Here is a 19,664-nt window from a genome sequence, read left to right on the forward strand (position 1 = left end):
CATGAGAGACCTTATACTCAGAGTCGTTGCCAGGGCACTGATCCCCTTTGTGATAATGTATGGTTTATACGTAATAGTTTTTGGACACGTCTCTCCAGGTGGAGGTTTTTCCGGAGGAGCAACTCTGGGAGCTGGGTTAATATTGTATCGATTAACATATAAAGGGGCTGAAGTAGACCCTGGAATCACGATAAACTCAAAAATGAAAGTATTTTCTGATATGCTTGAGCACAAAGGCATGATGATGCAAGCTATAACAGGTTTATATACGTTTTTGATCGGGATAATCTTTTTGATAATTATCTTTCCTGTACCGATCTCATTACATGGAAACTGGTTTAATGTGGCTAATGGCTTTAAAGTAGCTCTTAGTTTGGTGAAATTATTCTACTTATTAAGTACTCTCGAAAGCGAGGATGGTAAAATTGGGTCTATTACAAAGCATAGCCGCTAATTACTATTTTTTGTTTGCAATTCTATTATTTTTGATTGGTATCTATACCATGTTGACTCATCCTAATTTATTAAAAAAGGTAATTGGGCTCAATATCATGGAAACATCAGTTTTTTTACTGTTCGTTTCTGGTGGATATGTTGCCGGTGGACGGGCACCTATAGTCACCGGAAATGAAGAGGTATATGTAAATCCTCTTCCCCACGCATTAATACTAACTGGTATTGTCATAGCAATTAGTATTACTTCATTGTTACTTAGCTTAATTGTGAAAATATACAAATATTATGGCACTTTGAATGCGGACAAAATTTCCAAAATGAGGGGTTGATTTTAATTGGAAGGCCATTTTCACCTGCCAATCATTATAGTTTTAATCGGTATTTTCGTATCATTTATATTACCGGGATTACATTTTATCAAAAAAAATCTAAATGAATATGTTTCACTCTCTGCCATGATTTTGATGCTGGTAATAGCTATTTATCTTGTAATAGAAGTTTCCAGTAATGGACCCTTTACCTACGTTGTAGGTGAATGGGCCCCGCCCTGGGGGATTGAGTTTAATGTAGATTATCTAGGTGTATATATGACACTTATTATAACAGGGATAGGTTTTCTCGCTTTATTGTATGCTTCTCGTGATTTACATCATGAATTGCAGGAAAATGCTTTATCATTATATTATCCTTTATACATGTTATTAATGGCTTCTATGATAGGAATGGTTCTAACCAATGATATTTTCAACTTATTCGTATTATTAGAAATAACTTTATTGACTTCGGTTGCCATAATATGCGTTAAAGAAAATAAAGATACCATTGAAGCAAGCTTAAAGTATCTAATGTTAAATGCCTTGGGTTCTGCAACGGTTTTGATGGGGATTGCATTGCTATATATCATTACTGGTCATTTAAATATGACATATATTGCTCAAGAATTGGCGGTTAATTTTGAGCAATATCCGACTGTAATTATGGCCATTGTGGCGCTGTTCTTTGTGGGATTTGGAGTCAAAAGTGCATTGTTTCCTATGCATGTATGGTTGCCGGATGCTCACGGTTCTGCTCCATCCCCTTCTAGTGCAGTATTGAGTGGATTAGTTATTAAAGTTTATGTAGTATCTTTAATAAGATTCTATTTTATTGTTCTTCCTGAAGAAATTTTGGAGTTAATGCCAGTTGGAGAAATTCTTCTTTGGTTTGCTGCTGCTGGTATGATTCTGGGCTCCATGTTTGCTATTGCTCAGGAAGATATTAAAAAAATGTTGGCATACTCTTCTGTTGCTCAGATAAGTTATGTTTTTTTAGGAATAGGATTATTGAGTCTTACTAGTTTTCAAGGTGGATTGCTTCACATTTTAAATCACGCTATAATTAAATCTATGCTATTTTTAATTGCAGGGGCTATCATATATACTTCGGGTATCCGCAAGATATCTCATATGCATGGTGTGGGCTTGCGTTATCCCTTAATCATGATATGTTTCACTTTAGGAGCCTTTGCTATGATTGGGATTCCGGGAACTAATGGCTTTATAAGTAAATGGTACTTGGCCTTAGGAGCCTTAGATGCGGGGAGGCCTTTTTTTGTACTAGTTATTCTAGTGAGTAGTTTGTTAAATGGTGTCTATTATTTGCCGATAGTTGTCAACAGTTTTTTTGGAGATATGCAGGATGCAGACATTAATTTTATAAAATGTAACAAGCTACCCTGGCAAATGTTTTTTCCCATCGTTTTATGTGGTTTTTTGATTATTTTTATCGGATTATATCCGGCACTTCCCTTGAGCTTGGTAGAACCTGCTGTAGAATTTTTAATGCCGGAATTGTAATTTAAAGGGGGCGTTGTCCATGACGGATCTGGTAACAGAACAAGCAGAATTTACGTCAATATTGCCTATATTAATTATATTTGTCCCCTTATTGGGATCTTTTGGCGTTATTTTAATAAGTTCTGTTTCAGAAAAGCTTAGAGATATCTATACAGTCATTATTTCTGCTGTCCCTCTTGTACTGTTAGCAGTGATGTATCCATTGGTACAACAGGGAATAGTTCAGTATAATATAGAGTGGTTTTTAGAAATTGGTTTGATTTTTAGATTGGACTCACTTGGTTTCTTATTTACGGCTCTAATTTCATTGATTTGGTTTTTAGCGACTTTATATGCAACAGAATATATCAGTCATGAACATAATCGCAATCGGTTTTACTTTTTTTGGTTGTTCACCTTTGGTGCTACTTTAGGTGTATTTGTAACAGGAGACTTGTTTGGTCTGTTTGTATTTTTTGAAATGATGAGTTTGACCAGTTATGTCCTTGTAATTCATGAAGAAGATAAAGATGCTATGAGAGCAGGTAATCTATTCCTATTTTTAGGGATAGGTGGCGGTTTGGCTATATTATTTGGATTATTTATTATGTACTTTAACCTGGAAACTCTGGAAATCGCTCCTATGTTAGGAGATATGGTGGCAGCTGGAGTTAATATTCCTGTTCTGTTATTATTATTTATTATCGGTTTTGGAATTAAAGCCGGGATTGTACCATTGCATATATGGTTGCCTAAAGCTCATCCAGTAGCTCCTACACCTGCTAGTGCAATCTTGTCGGGCTTATTGATAAAAACAGGTGTATATGGTTTGTGGCGGGTATTTTTGATGGTTATGGGACCGGCTTCAAGCCAAGAGGTGGAACTGTACCAGCAATATATTACAAATTGGGGTATGGGACTATTTTGGATCGGTATTATTACAATGGTTTTGGGAGCCTTAATGGCTTTATTACAAACCAGTGCTAAAAAAATGTTAGCTTACAGTAGCGTGAGTCAAGTCGGTTTTATTATTATGGGTTTAGGTGCTGCTGTATACTTGGGTACAGATGGTCCCATAGGATTTGCTGGTGGAATTATGCATGTAATAAATCACGCGCTCTTCAAAGCTTGTTTATTTTTAATAGTCGGTGCTATATTTATCAGGACTCATCTCTTAGATATAGACAGGGTAAGAGGTATGTTCAAACAAATGCCATTTATGGGAATTGCTTTTATCATTGCTGCACTAGGAATAGCTGGTGTGCCTCTTTTCAATGGTTATGCTAGTAAAACCATATTGCATCATGCATTATCTGAAGTTTCGTATTTAACACCAGGGACGGCTATGTTTATTGCTGATAAAATTTTTGTATTTACAAGTGCCTTAACAGTATCCTATTTTATTAAATTGTTTAGGGGGTTATTTTTGGGGAAACTACCTCAAGAATGGCAAAACACCAATTTTTCTGTAGCCCCTATAATTAAAGTTGTGGTATCAGTATTCGTAGTGTTAATAATCGCTATCGGTGTTTTCCCGAATTTTGTTTTGGAACAGTTCGTTATGCCTACTATGGCAGGCTTTCCTTACGAAAGTGAAGTTGTGACTTCACAATTACAAGGTATGGATTTGTTTACAAGTAAAGATCTGTCCAAGGTAGTTGTTGTATTTTTAATTGCTGGCACAATAACTCTTGCTGATCAAAAATTCCACTGGTCTAGAATTACTCCGCCCTATTGGTTAAGTATAGAAGCCTTAGTTTATCGAAATGCCATTACAAAACTTATGTCAGGGATTGAAAAATTAGGAACCACCTTTGATGTTTCAGTGCAAGATTTTTATGAAACTACTGGAAGGACCTCTGTTAAGGTCTGTCGAAAATTAAGTGAACTGGACAAAACTCTAACTGATGCGTATGATAAGAGTGGTGAAGGCGCTATGAAGTTATCAGAAAAGACTGGTCAATTAGACCGTCAGCTTGATAGATTCTATGATTCAACAGGTGAAAAAGCAAGCTCTATGACAGTTCTTTGGCCTGTTTCAAAAGATGGAGATAAAACTTTAGCCCAAAAAGAGTTTGAAGCAGAACTTGAAAAGGCTTCTAGTAAACAGGGAAAGGTAAGTAAGTATGTTACCCGGGATAGAAAAGCCAGGACTGGTTTCTTGGGTAAGATTAATTTTGATCCATCAAAATTAACGGTTAAAAATCTAAACTTTGATTCTTTTGTGATAGCTTTTATGCTAGGAATTTCTTTACTGATCTTAATTTTTTACCATAGAATATTTTAGTTGAAAATATTGGCAAAGATAACCCCGTAATTTTTTATCAATTTAAACGTTTTTAATGTTATGATATCTCTAAGGAGGTTACTATATGAATACAAACAAATCTCAATCTAGAGCCAAGCTAATTAAACTGTTAACTATATTTACAATACTGCTAGTTATGATGACTTCATTGATGGCTTGTGACTACGAAGTAGAAGAATATAGAGATACAGGAATCTATATGGACACCAGGGTTGATATTATTGTTGAAGCTAGGAATGAGTCTATTGCCGATGAAGCAATTGATGCAGCTAAAGATGAAATCAATCGCCTAGAAAACAAAATGTCAAGACATGTAGCTGGTAGTGAAATAGATGAAGTTAATCGCAATGCTGGTGAACAACCTATTCAAGTATCCCAAGAAACCTGGGAAGTAGTTGCTGAATCAATAGAATTAGGTGAACAGATGGACGGGTATTTTGATGTAACCATTGCTCCCCTGTTAACACTTTGGGGTTTTGGAGAAGATGAACATCACTTACCAAGTGATGAAGAAATTTCTGAATTACTTCCTCTTGTAAATCATAATGAAATTGAAATGGATGAGGAAAAACACACTATTTATTTACCTGACTCAGATATGAGGCTTGATTTAGGTGGAGCTGCAAAGGGTTATATTGTAGATAGAGCCACCGAGGTTTTAGCAGAACATGATATCGAATCTGGTTTGGTCGATGCAGGTGGAGATATCAATACAGTTGGTCCAAAACACGATGACGAGCCTTGGAGGATAGGTGTTACTCACCCCAGAGATCGACAAAATTACTTTGCAGTTTTAGAATTGAATGGAGAAGCTGTGGACACTTCTGGGGATTATGAGCGGTATTTTGAAGAGGACGGGGTTAAATATCATCACATTCTCGATCCTTATACCGGTTACCCAACCGAAGGTATGATTAGTGCCACAGTTATGGCAGATAATGCTATTAGGGCGGATATTTTGTCAACTGGAGCTTTTGGACTGGGTTTAGAAGGAAGTTTAGAACTTTTTGAAGAACTGGATGACGTTGAAGCTATTATAGTAGATGATAACGGTGAATATCATATGACTTCTGGTTTGGATGGGATTGAAATTCCCGATCAATACAAAGATCAACAGTTAAAATAATATTATATTTCTAGTAAAGGAAGTTGTCCCATGAATAAAAACTTATCGAAGCTGATATATTTAGGATTACTGGTAACTTTTGGCTTGGTATTGCACTTAGTTGAACAAGCTATTCCTAATCCATTCCCTTTACCTGGGGCCAAACTGGGACTTGCTAACATCATAACCCTGGTAGCCCTTGTGCTATATGGTGCCAAGGATGCTATGTTCGTTGCAGTTCTAAGGGTCTTCTTAGGAAGCTTGCTTGGGGGTACTATTTTAGGATTTCCCTTTTACCTTAGTTTAACAGGTGCGGTACTGAGTATGGCAGTTATGGCGATAACTATCCCGTTAAAAAATAAAGGTATTCTTAGTTTGGTAGGTATAAGCTTATTAGGGGCAGTCACGCATAATGTAGCTCAACTATTTGTGGCAAGCTTGCTTATGGAACAACTGGGAATTTTGTTTTTATACCTACCCTATTTGCTGATTTTTGCTATCCCCACGGGACTTTTTACAGGTTTGGTCTCTACTTTGATAATTGATGTTATTTATACTAACTTGCAACATGTTACCAGGGTATAAGGGTCTAGATGCCATTAGGGAGGAATTTAATTGGCAATGCATAAAGGATCGTCAGGAACTAATTTTCTGTTATTACTGCTTATCTTTGCTGTAGGAGGGATCTTGGGTAATTTAATTGGGGAATTTTTTGGGCAATATTTTCCTTTACTACAGATAAGCAGGGAGGTAGGATTTACAAGCCCTGTAGAACTAGATCTCAATTTCATTTATTTACAATTTTCGTTATTAATAAAATTAAATTTGGCGGGAGTTATAGGTCTTCTGCTCGCAATTTGGTTGTTTAGAAGATTGTAATATGCTAGGAGGTCCATTGATGACAAATTTGTGTCTTGCATCTGCTTCACCTCGGCGTAAGGAATTATTACAACAATTGAATTTGGATTTTACCGTTTGTCCAAGTAATATCAATGAAGACAAATTTTATCAGCTACCAATAGAAAAACGAGCTGTGGAATTGGCTAAGGCGAAAGCCAATGATGTGGCTAATAAACAGTCAGAAGGATTGGTTATTGGAGCTGACACAATGGTGGTTTTTGGCAATAGAATTCTTGAAAAACCAAGATCTGAGACTGACGCTAAAGAAATGTTGTCTACTTTGAGCGGTAACAAGCATAAAGTAATAACAGGTGTAGCTCTTGTAAATGCAAGTGATAAAATTATTTTAACAGATCGAGGAATAACTGACGTGTGGTTTAGGAATGTAAAGGCCTTTGAAATAGAAAATTATATTGCTACTGGTGAACCCATGGATAAAGCAGGAGCATATGGTATTCAGGGTTATGGATCGTTATTCGTAGATAAGATTTACGGCTGTTATTATAATGTGGTAGGTCTTCCGCTGTCTGTGCTTGCTAAAATGCTGGAAGCCTTTGGTGTACAGGTACTCAAGTAGTTGGAATTTGGAAGTTGACTATAATTTTAGAGGTGAGGGCGTGAAAAAAACACCATATAGGACAATTAAATCTCTCCCAGAAGCTGATCGTCCTAGGGAGAGATTTTTAAAACTGGGGCCCGAAGCTATTTCCGATTCTGAATTGATTGCTATAATTTTAGGTACTGGCACTAAACAAAGCTCGGCTTTAGACCTGGCAAATTCTATTCTTTCAAATTATGTGAGTATTTTTAACCTTTTACAGGCAACTATCTCTGAATTATGTGAAATTCCAGGGATTGGTTATGCAAAATCAATTAAATTGAAAGCAGCCTTTGAATTAGCTAACAGATGTATGGCTAGAGAACAATTGACCATGGACAAAATTACAAGCCCCGAAGATATTTTTCGGCTGATGAATTTTAGGTTAAAAACCGAAACTAGAGAACACTTTCTGGCAGTAATGCTAAATACCAAAAGTTATCTATTAAAAATAGATTTGATATCTATAGGAAGCTTAAATGCAACAATAGTTCATCCACGTGAAGTCTTTAATAGGGCGATTAGAGCTTCAGCTTGCGGCGTTATACTAGTTCATAATCATCCTAGTGGTGATCCTGAACCAAGTCAAGATGATATCAAATTAACAAATCGGTTGGTGGCAGCTGGTGATTTACTTGGAATACCTATCATGGATCACGTTATTATTGGTCATCAAAAGTTTTATAGTTTTTCCAGAGAAAATCACTTATGACATATCATACCTATTGCTATTTTGAAACAAAGATTGGTATAATTTAATTTAGCTATAACTGGGCTAATAAAAGCGTAAAAATATTATCTTAATCTCCCGAAAGGAGCTTGAACATGAAATTTATTGCAAATTATTTTTCAAAAGATATCGGTATTGATCTGGGAACAGCAAATACACTTGTATATGTTAAAGGCAAAGATGTAGTTCTGAGAGAACCCTCTGTTGTTGCTATTAGAAAAAATAGCGGAGAAATTCTAGCTGTCGGATCTGAAGCTAAAAATATGATCGGGCGTACACCCGGTAATATTGTGGCCATAAGGCCTATGAAAGATGGAGTTATTGCGGATTTTGATGTGACGCAAACAATGTTAAGACATTTTATAAATAAGGCTTATAAGCGAATGACTGTTTTTCGACCTAGAGTGATGGTTTGCGTTCCATCTGGAGTTACTGAAGTTGAAAAACGAGCAGTATTAGACGCTACCAATCAAGCGGGCGCCCGGGAAGCTCATTTAATAGAGGAACCCATGGCTGCTGCCATAGGAGCTGGGCTTCCTGTAGAAGAACCCACGGGAAGTATGGTGGTAGATATTGGCGGTGGCACAACAGAAGTAGCCATAATTTCTCTGGGAGGAATAGTCACTTCCAAGTCGATTAGGCTTGGTGGCGATGAACTAGATGAAGCTCTAATACAATATGTTAAGAAAAAATATAACCTAATGATAGGAGATAGAACAGCCGAAGAAATTAAAATGACAATTGGAAGTGCTTATCTTGAAGAGAATACTCATATGGAAATCAGGGGAAGAGACTTGGTTTCAGGGCTTCCACATAATCAAACTATTACAGCAGAAGAAATAGCTTCAGCTTTAAAAGAGCCGGTAAATAATATTTTGGAAATAATAAAATTAACTTTAGAACAGACTCCGCCTGAGTTATCTTCTGATGTAATGGACAAGGGGATTGTCCTGACAGGTGGAGGTAGCTTACTCCATGGTTTGGATAAGTTAGTTGCTCAAGAGACTGGAATGCCCGTAGTTATTGCTGAGGACCCCTTAGACTGCGTTGCCCTTGGTACAGGTAAGGCTTTAAATCAACTTGACTTGTTAAAAAGGGTAACAATTACCTCAAAAAAGATTAGTTAGGAGTGACAAGCGCCTTGTTTGCTCCCTTTAGAAAATTTCAAAGAGCAATTGGTTTAGTAGTTATAGTTATTTTTTTACTTACGATTATTGGTTGGACCAAGCAGGAGCGGGAACAATTAACTTTTGTTGAAGAAGCTGTGATCGAAATAACTGCTCCCTTTCAAGGAATTGTTAGCGGTATAGGTGGCCGGATACAGGCTGCCTATACTTTTATTGCAGAGTTACAAGAATTAAGTGAAGAAAATAGGGAACTTCGAGACAAGTTATCAGAATATGAACGGTTAGAAGTTGAAGTTGAAGAACTTCGCCAAGAAAACCAACGGTTACGGGATATGCTTGGATTTGAGGAGCGAGAAGCATACGAATTGAAACCTGCTAAAGTAATTGGTCGGTCCGCTGATAACTGGAACAGAACTATTGTGTTGAATAAAGGAAGGCAAGACGGTGTTGAACTAAATATGCCAGTAGTCACTGATAACGGTTTAGTAGGCCAGATTATTTCTGTAAGCAGATCTTCTAGCAAAGTATTGTTACTGATAGACCCTGATAGTGCTGTCAGTGGTTTAATCCAAGACACTCGGGAAATGGGCATTGTTGAAGGTAAAGATGAAGTTTCAGGAGATTTACAAATGATCAATATTCCTAAGGATGCCGAATTGTCCGATGGAGACAAAATTATTTCTTCTGGACTTGGACCTGTATTTCCTAAGGGATTGGTAATTGGAGAAGTAGTTGAGCTTAAAGAAGAGATGAGTGGATTTACCAATAAAGCAATAATAAAACCATCAGTAAATTTTTCTAGATTAGAAGAGGTTTTCTTGATTCAAGATGGAGGTAAGTATATTGACGAAGAAGACTACCAAGACTTGCAAGAGTTAGAGGAGTCCGAGGATGAATCTCTTCAACAAGATGATGGGTACCAAGATGGGGAACAAGAATATAATGAGGAAGATGGGATGGAAGAATGAAACATCTTTATTTCTTGTTAGCAATTGTTATGGTTAATATTGTTCGTATAGGCTTGGGCCCTTATATAGAGTTACCAGAATTGGGTTTACTATTAGTACTGATCTATTCGGTTATGATGGGTCGAGTTGCAGGAGGAACAATGGGCCTGGCCGTAGGATTAATTCAAGATATTATGATTGGCAGGGCAATAGGTTTTTTTGCTATTTCATACTTACTGGCTGCATACTTGATAGGTTATCTATCACTTTATAAGGCTATTTATGGGAACTTGCTTAATTTGTTTCTGGCTATATTTTTCAGTAATATCATCTTTGAACTAACATATTGGGCTTTAATGGAATTGTTCTATGAGACAGGAATTACTTTCGCCAACATAGCTAAACTTGAGTTTTGGGCTATTATATTACTGCAAAGCCTAATTGGTATAATTTTGTATTCATATATTAAACCTTTATTTAAAAAAGGCGGCTACTTATTTAAGTATTAGACAGAGGTGGATGATGCTAATGTCTGAAGAGAAAGATAAAGTTATTTTTAAAAGAATACAGGCTTTTTTTGTAATTACAATTTTTTTGTGTTTCATACTGGTAGCGCGCCTTGCCTATCTACAGGTATTAGAAGGGGATTATTACGAACAAGTTTCAGAAGAAAACCGCATGCGTAGGATAACTATTGACCCACCGAGAGGAGAAATTTATGGTCGGGATGGCGAATTGTTGGCTAAAAACACCCCTGGGTATACGGTATCTCTTATGGATGTAGGTGGAGCTGACGAAGAAAAGGTGGTCTATTTTTTAAGTGATTACCTGGAAATTGAAGAACAAGAAATAAAGGATAAGATTGATTCGCAACGATTTCGTCAATTTGAACCTATACGAATAAAATCAGGATTGAGTTATGAACAGGTAGCACACTTGGCAGAAAAAAGGACGGAATTACCAGGAGTTATTCTCGAAATACAGCCAGATAGAATCTATACACAGGACAAATTATTAGGTCATGTGTTAGGTTATACCGGTGAAATCACCAGGACACAGTTAGATAGAGGCATGGGGGAAGAAGGTTATAGGCCAGGTGATATTGTAGGCCAATCGGGGCTAGAAAAAACATACCAAGAAGAGCTGCGGGGAGAACCTGGATTTCGCCAGGTAGAAGTTAATAGATTCGGTCGAGTGATCAATAATATGGGTGAAGAAGAACCAATTCCAGGTAATAACCTGCACCTAACCATCGATGTTGAACTTCAAGAATTTGTGTCGGAATCCTTGGACCATGCCATTGAAACCATCCGCGAAGAAGAAGGGGAAGAATATGAAGATCACCTAGGAGGGGCCTCTGCTGTTGTTATGAATCCTGATAATGGTGAAATACTTTCGATGGTCAGCTTACCTAAGTATGATCCCAATACATTATACGAGAATTATGCTGATTTGATAGAAGATAGCACACGGCCACTCAGAAATAGAGCTATTTCTGAAACCTATCCACCAGGCTCAACCTACAAGATGGTAACAGCCTTAGCTGCCCTTGAAGAAAATGAGCTGGCAGCCGAAGAAACAATTTTAGATGAAGGTAGATACTGGAATCCGCCAAGACCGAGGAACTTTCAAAATCGTGCCCTTGGTAGAATAGACGTAGTTGATGCCTTGAAATATTCTTCTAACGTGTTCTTTTCTGAAATGGGACATCGCTTAGGTATCAATCTACTATCCGAATGGAGTAGGAATTTTGGATTTGGTGCGACTACTGGTCTTGAGGATTTAGATGGTGAACATACCGGGATAGTAGCCGGGGTAGAATATAAAGAGCGACATTTTCAAGAAGCAGAACAGCAGGTTTGGTATCCGGGAGAAACCATCATAGCTGCTATGGGCCAGGGTTATCATACTTATACTCCTTTACAATTAGCTAATTATGCTGCTATGTTAGCAAATGAAGGAATCCACTACCGGCCTCATCTAGTTAGTGAAGTGACTGACTCTCAAGGTGAAATTGTAGAAAAAACCGGCACTGAAACTCTTAATGAGTTGGATATCTCTCAAGGAAATTGGGATTTGGTAAAAGAAGGGATGCGACAAGTGGCCCAACCTGGAGGCACTGCTGGCTGGATGTTTGATGATCTAGAATTTGATGTCGGATTAAAGACAGGGACAGCGGAAGTGGCAGGAAGGCCGTCTCATGGTTGGATAGTAGGATTTGCTCCTTATGAAGATCCGGAAATAGCTTTTAGTATTTTTATTGAACACGGTGGCGGTTCAAGTAGAGTTACTCCTGTTGCAAGGGCTTTAATTGATTACTATTTTGACTTAATGGAGGAAGATGAAGAAGAACCTGAAGAATTAGATATGGATACTGACTCAGGCTATGTTGATGAATAATTCTGAAAAATAAAATTAAGGGGCTTGTAGGCCCCTTTTTTTATTAGCTTGGCAGGAAAATTTTAAAGATAAAAAGAATAATTACCTAATAGATAAATATTTGTCAAAAATAATGGATCTATTTTGAGGTGGGAGTAGTATATGATCAACAAAGAGCATCAACCTGTTGAATTTAAAGGAACTAAAAAGGGACTTTTAATTTTACTAGATGGCGAATATCCCTTTGATGAATTGTTAGAAATTATGTATACAAAGCTTCAGCAATCTGAAAATTTTTTTCAAGAGGGTCAAGTCAAAGTTCAAGTAAAAAACAAGCAGTTAAATTCCAATGAATTAAATCTTATTACTCGGCTATTTTCAGAAAAAACACGTTTAGAACTTGGAGAAATCATTTCAGATTCTGGAGAAGTTTTAGTTAGCTTTCCATCAACATTTCGGAAAGAACTAGGTAAACAAGAATCTCAAGATTATCGTATCAATAATAGCTTGGTAATCCGACGGACTATTAGATCTGGGCAAAAAGTTGAATTTCCCGGAACGATTATTATAATAGGCAACGTTAATCCGGGAGCAGAATTAATAGCCAATGGAGATATTATTGTGTTTGGAGAACTAAAAGGTATTTGTCATGCAGGAGTAGATGGTGATTCGGAAGCCTCTGTTATGGCACTACGGTTAATGGCTAGCCAATTAAGAATAGCTGATATAGTTTCCCGTGCCCCTGACGATGCTCAGCCAGTTCCCCAATATCCGGAGCGGGCATTTATTAACGGTAATCAAATAGTTGTCGAAGATATAGACCAAAAAACTCTGACTGATAAATTGTAAGGAGGTCTAATTGTATGGGAGAGGTTATTGTTGTTACCAGTGGTAAGGGTGGTGTCGGTAAAACTACAACTGTGGCCAATGTAGGCACTGGTTTAGCTTTAAAAAACAAAAGTGTAGCTTTATTGGATGCCGATATAGGTTTACGTAACTTGGATGTAATTTTGGGTTTAGAAAATCGGATAGTATATGATATGGTTGATGTAACACAGGGACAAGCCAAACTAAATCAAGCCTTAATTAAAGATAAGCGTTTCCCTGATCTCTATTTGCTTCCTGCACCTCAAACTAAGGATAAAACAGCTATTAATCCAGATGAAATGAGAAATTTATGTGGCGAATTGAAGAGTAAGTTTGATTACGTAATAGTAGACTCACCGGCCGGTATAGAACAGGGATTTCAAAATGCAATAGCAGGTGCAGATAGGGCAATTGTAGTAACTACTCCAGAAGTTACAGCTGCAAGGGATGCAGATAGAATAATTGGTTTATTGGAAGCTGAAGAAATTAATGACCATAAATTAATAATCAATCGAATTAGACCTGATATGGTACATAGAAATGATATGTTGGACATAGATGATATTATAGGTTTGTTGTCAATTGAATTGCTGGGAGTAGTACCTGACGATGAACAGGTGATTGTTTCCACTAACAAGGGAGAACCACTAGCAAGTCAGACGGGTAAAAAGGCTAGTCGTGCATACCAAAATATAACAAGGAGGATAATGGGAGAAAAAGTGCCTCTCATGACTTTAGATCATGACTCTGGGATTATGAATAAATTGAAAAAATTTATCGGATTAGCTAATTAGGGGGTAGTGTAGAATGTTAAGAAAAAATATGAGTAAAGATATTGCTAAAGACCGGTTGCGTCTTTTACTTGTTCACGATCGGGCCAACATGTCTCCGGAGCTATTACAAGAAGTTAAACAGGAAATTATTGACGTTATTAATAAGTATATGGAAATTGATGAGGAATCAAGTGAAGTGAATCTTACAAGAGGTAGAAATTCTGCCCAACTAGAGGCTAATATGATGGTAAAAAGTATCAAAAGACAGAAATAGCCCATCTTTTACATAGATGGGCTATTTGATATATAATATATAAAGTAAATAAAATCGAAGTGGGGTTAGCAGAGATATGTTTGATAAAAAATTGTTGCGAAATTTTGATTACACGTTATTGATAGTAGTATTACTTATATCAGTTATTGGGGTAATTATAATTACAAGTGCTACCCAGCTAAATCCCACGGGTGATTCCTATTATTATACAAGGCGGCAAATTGCTTATATTGCGGCAGGGTTATTAGTTTTATTAACTATGTTGAGTATTGACTATCATAGCATATTAAGAATAGCTAAACCACTATATATAATCAATCTGTTATTGCTAACTGCAGTTTTTGTACCAGGATTGGGTAGAGCAGCAGGGGGTGGTGCCCAGCGTTGGTTGAGTTTAGGTATTATCGATATTCAACCAGCAGAATTTGCCAAAATAATTATAATTATAACTTTAGCTAAATTTTTAGTTGATCAAAAGAATGGTATTGAAGATATTTACGACTTAATACTTCCTATAGGTCATGTGCTAGTGCCCATGGGTCTGATTTTTTTACAACCTGATCTAGGAACTGCCATGGTCTTTATAGCTATTTTATTTGGAGGATTGTTTTTTTATCGAGTTAAATTAAAATTACTTGGTTATTTAATTGGTGCAGGAATTTTAGTAGGAGTTCCATCTTTTTGGTTATTACTTCATGAATATCAAAGGCAAAGACTTATTGTATTTTTGAATCCGTCCAATATTGACCCTTTGGGAGATGGTTTTCACCTATGGCAATCCATGGTGGCAATTGGTTCGGGAGGAATTACGGGTAAAGGTCTATTTGAAGGAACTCAAAATAAGTTGGAATTTTTACCAGAAGCTCATACCGATTTTGTTTTCTCGGTGATTGGTGAGGAATTTGGCCTGATTGGTGCATCCATTGTCTTGTTGTTATTTTTGATTTTAATATACAGGATTTTAAAAATAGCTTATTTGTCTAAAGACTTTTACGGAACGGTTATTTGTGGAGGAGTGGCTACTATGTTGTTATTCCAAATGGTAGTGAATGTAGCTATGACTGTTAGTATGATGCCAGTTACTGGCTTACCCCTGCCCTTTATTAGTTATGGGGGGAGTGGTTATCTGATGAATATGATGGCCATTGGATTAGTTCTTAACGTAGGTATGCGAAGACATAAAATAATGTTCTGAATTCAAGTCCTTCTCATGGGGATGTCCCACTTGAGAAGGACTTTTTTAATTCATAAAATATCTCAAGATTTATATACATAAATATAGAAGGATAGATTCAAAGGATGGTGACAAGCTATGAAAATGTTTTCTGGAACTACAAGTAAAAAACGACCAGCATTACGGTCTCGCCTAAAGCGTCACCAGGTCAGAAGAACAAGTGGTGTATCGCGAAAATCACGTTCATATGATAAGGAAGATTCCTTTATAAAAAAGGTTTTTTGGGAAATCCATCGTGACTTGCCAAGAAAAATAGTATTGTCAATTATAATCTTCTTGATGATATATTTTACCTATCAAATAAATCAGGGTTGGTCTCGCCAAGTAATAGAATTTGTCCACCGGGTTACTACTCAACAACCAGATTACTCACGGATAGTTAATCAAATAGTTGAAGATGACGGAGTATTAGATGAAATAGAAATACTTCCTGTGATAGATGATGATAGTGAAGAAGAGGTGTTTGATATAGACAACTAAAATTTTAATCTAAATCAGGATAGGTGATAGCTTTGAATTTTAGAGTTCATTGGACTTTGATTTTATTTGGAATTGTTTATCTATTTACCGGTTTTTTACAGGAGATAGGTATTTTTTTTGTTTTAGTAATATTACATGAATTGTCTCATACGATTGTGGCTATCAGCCACGGTTTTAAAGTAGAGGAAACAGTCCTTTATCCCTTTGGAGGGCGGGCAAAAATTGATGGATTAATTGAAGAAGATCCTTACAGGGAATTACATATCGCCCTAGCTGGTCCTTTAACTAATATATTACTTGCTATTCTCTTTTTATCCTTGGATCAATATTCAATCTTTTCTGAAGAAATAATTTTGTTTGCCGTAAGGGCAAATATAATCCTGGCATTGTTCAATTTATTTCCTGGCCTTCCCCTGGATGGTGGCAGAGTGTTGAGAGCTAGCTTGAGTAAGAGAATGAGCTTTCGTGAAGCCACTCATTACGCTTGTCAGGGTGGGAAACTGGTTGGGATTTTACTAGTTATCTTTGGAATTGTAGTGGGTATAGTGTGGCAATATATTAATATAACTTTTTTCCTTGCCGGATTATTTGTTTTTATAGTTGCTTTAAGAGAAGAAAAAGAGGCAACTTATCTTTATTACAGGCATCTCACTAGAAAAAAGCAACTTTTGACTCAAGAAGGAGTCCTTCCCTGTGAAATCTTAATTGCCTTTGAAGCTACATCATTAAAAGAAGTTACCAGTCTATTTCGCCCCAAAAAATATCATATTTTGCATGTAATTGACGCAAACTGGGAAAAAAAGGCTATCATAGAAGAAAAAGATATTATTGATGCCATGTTTACTAGAGGTCCTCATATAAAAATTTCACAGATTTTATGAATTGGCTGTATTAAATAAGAATGTTGATAACTGAAATTTCAGTTTCACAGGATCAACAAAAGAATATAATAGCGCCTATGAATTGAGCTATGAATATTCATCCATGGAATGAAGCCAAGGTTTTAGACAATGTCATGAAATTGGGTTACAATATTCCTAGTCAGGATCAAGCTATGAGATTACAAAAAGGGGAGATTATAATGCCACGTAAGCAATTATCCTTTGAAGATATTGAAAGGATTTTACCTCATATTGAGAAACCAGGTAGATATATAGGAAATGAGTATAATTCAGTAGTTAAAGACTGGGAAGATAAGCTTAGTTTGGCTTTGATTTTTCCCGATGTCTATGAAGTTGGTATGAGTAATTTAGGATTGAAAATTTTATACCATCATGTAAATAAACTCGATTGGGCTGTAGCCGAACGCGCTTTTTCCCCTTGGATAGATATGGAAAGGGAATTAAGAGATAATGAAATCCCTCTATATTCTTTAGAAACTTTTACTCCCTTATCTCAATTTGATGTGGTAGGATTTTCACTACAGTATGAGCTCAGTTATAGTAATGTACTGACTGCTTTAGATTTGGGGGATATTCCCGTCACTAGTATTGATCGGGGAGAAGAAGATCCAATTGTAATGGCAGGGGGACCTAATGCTTTTTCACCTGAACCCCTGGCTGAATTTATTGACTTATTTGTAGTAGGTGAAGGTGAAATTGTTTTAATCGACGTACTTGAGCAAATCAAAGAATTACAGCAAAAGGGCTACTCTAGAGAAGATTTGTTATTTAAAATGACGGAGATAAAAGGTGTTTATGTTCCTCGATTTTACGAAGAACAATATGAAAATGGTGAATACATGGGAGTTAAGCCTGTGAAATCCGATATACCTGAAGTAATCCATAAACGCTTAATTCGGGATTTAGATGAAATTGAGTATCCTACAGAGATGATAGTCCCAAATATTGATATAGTTCATAATCGGGCCTTTGTGGAACTTTTTAGGGGATGTACCCAGGGATGTAGATTTTGTCAAGCAGGCATGATTTATAGGCCTGTTAGGGATAGATCTCCCGCTAATCTAGTAGACCTTTCTCAACAGATAGTTTCCAAGACGGGGTATGAAGAACTATCACTCACTTCCCTGTCTACTGCAGATTACCCGCAAATCGATAGTTTGTTAGATAGTTTGAATGATTGCTTTCAAAATGATATTGCCTTGTCACTACCTTCATTAAGAGCTGATTCCTTTTCCGTTGATTTAGCCAAAAAGGTTCAACAAGGCAAAAAAACGGGGCTGACATTTGCTCCTGAAGCGGGTACACCACGGTTACGAAATGTAATCAATAAAAAAGTTCACGAAGAAGACATGATGAAAGCAGCAGAAGCAGCTTTTAAAAGCGGGTGGGACAAGATTAAGCTTTATTTTATGATTGGATTACCTACTGAAAGAGAAGAAGATTTAGAAGGAATAGTAGAACTATCCAACAAAGTAATTAAACTATATAAACAAATTACAGGGAAAAATAGATTAAAACTGAATGTTAGTACATCAACTTTTGTACCTAAACCTCACACTCCTTTTCAATGGATGGGACAGCTTTCTAGAGAAGAAATAAACAGGCGTCAAAAATATTTAAAACAGAATCTTAATCATCCTGCTATCAATTACAGCTGGACAGACCCGAATCCCAGTTTTTTAGAGGCTTGTATAGCAAAAGGGGACAGGAAAATCGGTAAGGTTCTTTATCAGGCTTATCTCAATGGTGTCAGATTTGACGGTTGGAGTGATCAGTTTGACTTTAAACTATGGGAACAGGCTTTTTCAGAACTCGGTGTAAACCCTGAAGATTATGCCAATAAGGACTTGGACTTAGGGCAAACATTATCATGGGACCATATCAGTCCCATGATTAAAAAAAGTTTTTTAAAGCGTGAATACAAACGAGCTATAGAGGAAAAAACAACCAGTGACTGTGACCATAATTTGGATAATTGTAGCTTTTGTAATATTTGTATGGAAACAGAACTGCTTCCATCAAAGGAAGGGAGGAGGAACTAGTGAAACTATGGTTTAGTTTTGAAAAAATAGATAAGATGAAATATATTTCATACTTAGATCTTTTGAATGTGTTCGCTCGGGCTATTAAACGGGCGGGAATAGAGCCAGCCATGAGCAAGGGGTTTAATCCCCAACCGAAAGTTTCCTTTGCCCAGCCCTTGCCCTTAGGAGTTAACTCTCTTAGGGATTATGGAGAACTTGAAATTGTCAGCAAACCTAATTCATGGGATATGGCTGATATGATATCAGGTATTAATAAAGAGCTCCCTAAAGGTTTTAACATTTTTGAACTGAAGGAACCTGAGCATTCAAAACCACCTAAATTAATGTCTTTGGTGGTGGCCGCCGATTATAGGTTTAATTGTAGCTCATTAGCAAAAGAAAATGAACTAGTTGAACTGTGTGGACGGTTAAAAAAGGGCGAAGATTTATATATTGATAAATGGCATAAAAAACGCAAGGAGTATGTTAAGAAAAATATTACACCTATGATTTATCAAATAAAGACAGAAGGTCAAGACATCTACGGTACTTTTCAAGCTGGAAGTAGTGGTAACCTACGTCCAGATGATTTTATTTCTGCACTATTGAATGATCAAAAGGCTTTTACAAAAATCTCTTGTGATAGATTAGAATTGTTTTGTGAAAACAACAAAAGCCAAAAGAATTTGATCCCCCTTTGGGAATGGGATAGGTTAAATGTCAATGTTCTTTGAAAATGTCACCTA

General features: G+C 36.7%; 21 protein-coding genes. All 21 read left to right on the top strand.

The genetic code is table 11. From position 1 onward, the window contains the following. Position 1: 1 nt before the first annotated feature. The 21 genes from NTHER_RS15000 to NTHER_RS02775 all read left to right on the top strand — a co-directional run bounded on the left by NTHER_RS15000 (position 2) and on the right by NTHER_RS02775 (position 19,652). Positions 2-454, top strand: a complete 453-nt coding sequence (locus NTHER_RS15000; protein ID WP_012446989.1) for an MnhB domain-containing protein — start codon at positions 2-4, stop codon at positions 452-454. Continuing rightward, positions 417-785, top strand: a complete 369-nt coding sequence (locus NTHER_RS02680) for a sodium:proton antiporter (RefSeq protein ID WP_148206794.1) — start codon at positions 417-419, stop codon at positions 783-785. Before NTHER_RS15000 ends, NTHER_RS02680 begins: the two co-directional genes overlap by 38 nt. A gap of 6 nt (positions 786-791) precedes the next feature. Then, on the top strand, positions 792-2,291 hold the full coding sequence (locus NTHER_RS02685) for a complex I subunit 5 family protein (protein WP_012446991.1): 1,500 nt from the start codon (positions 792-794) through the stop codon (positions 2,289-2,291). A gap of 19 nt (positions 2,292-2,310) precedes the next feature. Then, entirely contained in the window at positions 2,311-4,557 is a 2,247-nt protein-coding gene (locus NTHER_RS02690) for a complex I subunit 5 family protein (RefSeq protein WP_012446992.1), read from the top strand. 85 nt (positions 4,558-4,642) lie between these two features. After that, positions 4,643-5,704, top strand: a complete 1,062-nt coding sequence (locus NTHER_RS02695; RefSeq protein WP_012446993.1) for an FAD:protein FMN transferase — start codon at positions 4,643-4,645, stop codon at positions 5,702-5,704. A gap of 30 nt (positions 5,705-5,734) precedes the next feature. After that, on the top strand, positions 5,735-6,268 hold the full coding sequence (locus NTHER_RS02700) for a Gx transporter family protein (RefSeq protein WP_012446994.1): 534 nt from the start codon (positions 5,735-5,737) through the stop codon (positions 6,266-6,268). A gap of 36 nt (positions 6,269-6,304) precedes the next feature. Beyond that, positions 6,305-6,562, top strand: a complete 258-nt coding sequence (locus NTHER_RS02705; protein WP_041367331.1) for a DUF4321 domain-containing protein — start codon at positions 6,305-6,307, stop codon at positions 6,560-6,562. A 19-nt stretch (positions 6,563-6,581) separates the two neighbouring features. After that, entirely contained in the window at positions 6,582-7,160 is a 579-nt protein-coding gene (locus NTHER_RS02710; protein ID WP_012446996.1) for a Maf family protein, read from the top strand. Positions 7,161-7,200: 40 nt separating this feature from the next. Beyond that, positions 7,201-7,893 (top strand): RadC family protein, encoded by a 693-nt coding sequence (radC, locus tag NTHER_RS02715; RefSeq protein ID WP_148206796.1) that lies wholly within the window; start codon positions 7,201-7,203, stop codon positions 7,891-7,893. A 113-nt stretch (positions 7,894-8,006) separates the two neighbouring features. Continuing rightward, on the top strand, positions 8,007-9,038 hold the full coding sequence (locus tag NTHER_RS02720; RefSeq protein ID WP_012446998.1) for a rod shape-determining protein: 1,032 nt from the start codon (positions 8,007-8,009) through the stop codon (positions 9,036-9,038). A 14-nt stretch (positions 9,039-9,052) separates the two neighbouring features. Beyond that, complete coding sequence (gene mreC / locus NTHER_RS02725; protein WP_012446999.1) at positions 9,053-10,006, top strand: rod shape-determining protein MreC; 954 nt, start codon at positions 9,053-9,055, stop codon at positions 10,004-10,006. Beyond that, positions 10,003-10,494, top strand: a complete 492-nt coding sequence (mreD, locus tag NTHER_RS02730; protein WP_012447000.1) for a rod shape-determining protein MreD — start codon at positions 10,003-10,005, stop codon at positions 10,492-10,494. The genes mreC and mreD overlap by 4 nt, the downstream gene beginning before the upstream one ends. Positions 10,495-10,513: 19 nt before the next feature. Then, a complete protein-coding gene (mrdA, locus tag NTHER_RS02735) occupies positions 10,514-12,385 on the top strand; it encodes a penicillin-binding protein 2 (RefSeq protein WP_052291933.1) in 1,872 nt (623 codons plus the stop codon). A gap of 141 nt (positions 12,386-12,526) precedes the next feature. Beyond that, a complete protein-coding gene (minC, locus tag NTHER_RS02740; protein WP_012447002.1) occupies positions 12,527-13,213 on the top strand; it encodes a septum site-determining protein MinC in 687 nt (228 codons plus the stop codon). Between the two features lie 14 nt (positions 13,214-13,227). Then, positions 13,228-14,025: a septum site-determining protein MinD gene (minD, locus tag NTHER_RS02745; protein WP_012447003.1), complete on the top strand. Its 798-nt coding sequence runs from the start codon at positions 13,228-13,230 to the stop codon at positions 14,023-14,025. A 13-nt stretch (positions 14,026-14,038) separates the two neighbouring features. Then, positions 14,039-14,278, top strand: coding sequence for a cell division topological specificity factor MinE (minE, locus tag NTHER_RS02750; protein WP_012447004.1), 240 nt, complete (start codon positions 14,039-14,041; stop codon positions 14,276-14,278). Between the two features lie 76 nt (positions 14,279-14,354). After that, positions 14,355-15,473 carry a rod shape-determining protein RodA gene (gene rodA / locus NTHER_RS02755; protein WP_012447005.1) on the top strand — a complete coding sequence of 373 codons (1,119 nt, stop codon included), beginning with the start codon at positions 14,355-14,357 and terminating at the stop codon, positions 15,471-15,473. A 117-nt stretch (positions 15,474-15,590) separates the two neighbouring features. Continuing rightward, on the top strand, positions 15,591-15,992 hold the full coding sequence (locus NTHER_RS02760) for a hypothetical protein (RefSeq protein ID WP_012447006.1): 402 nt from the start codon (positions 15,591-15,593) through the stop codon (positions 15,990-15,992). Positions 15,993-16,024: 32 nt separating this feature from the next. Beyond that, complete coding sequence (locus NTHER_RS02765) at positions 16,025-16,873, top strand: M50 family metallopeptidase (protein WP_052291934.1); 849 nt, start codon at positions 16,025-16,027, stop codon at positions 16,871-16,873. Between the two features lie 89 nt (positions 16,874-16,962). After that, complete coding sequence (locus NTHER_RS02770; protein WP_012447008.1) at positions 16,963-18,936, top strand: TIGR03960 family B12-binding radical SAM protein; 1,974 nt, start codon at positions 16,963-16,965, stop codon at positions 18,934-18,936. After that, positions 18,936-19,652 carry a TIGR03936 family radical SAM-associated protein gene (locus NTHER_RS02775; protein WP_012447009.1) on the top strand — a complete coding sequence of 239 codons (717 nt, stop codon included), beginning with the start codon at positions 18,936-18,938 and terminating at the stop codon, positions 19,650-19,652. Before NTHER_RS02770 ends, NTHER_RS02775 begins: the two co-directional genes overlap by 1 nt. The last annotated feature ends 12 nt before the right edge of the window (positions 19,653-19,664 follow it).

This window comes from Natranaerobius thermophilus JW/NM-WN-LF (genome assembly GCF_000020005.1).
GTDB lineage: Bacteria > Bacillota > Natranaerobiia > Natranaerobiales > Natranaerobiaceae > Natranaerobius > Natranaerobius thermophilus.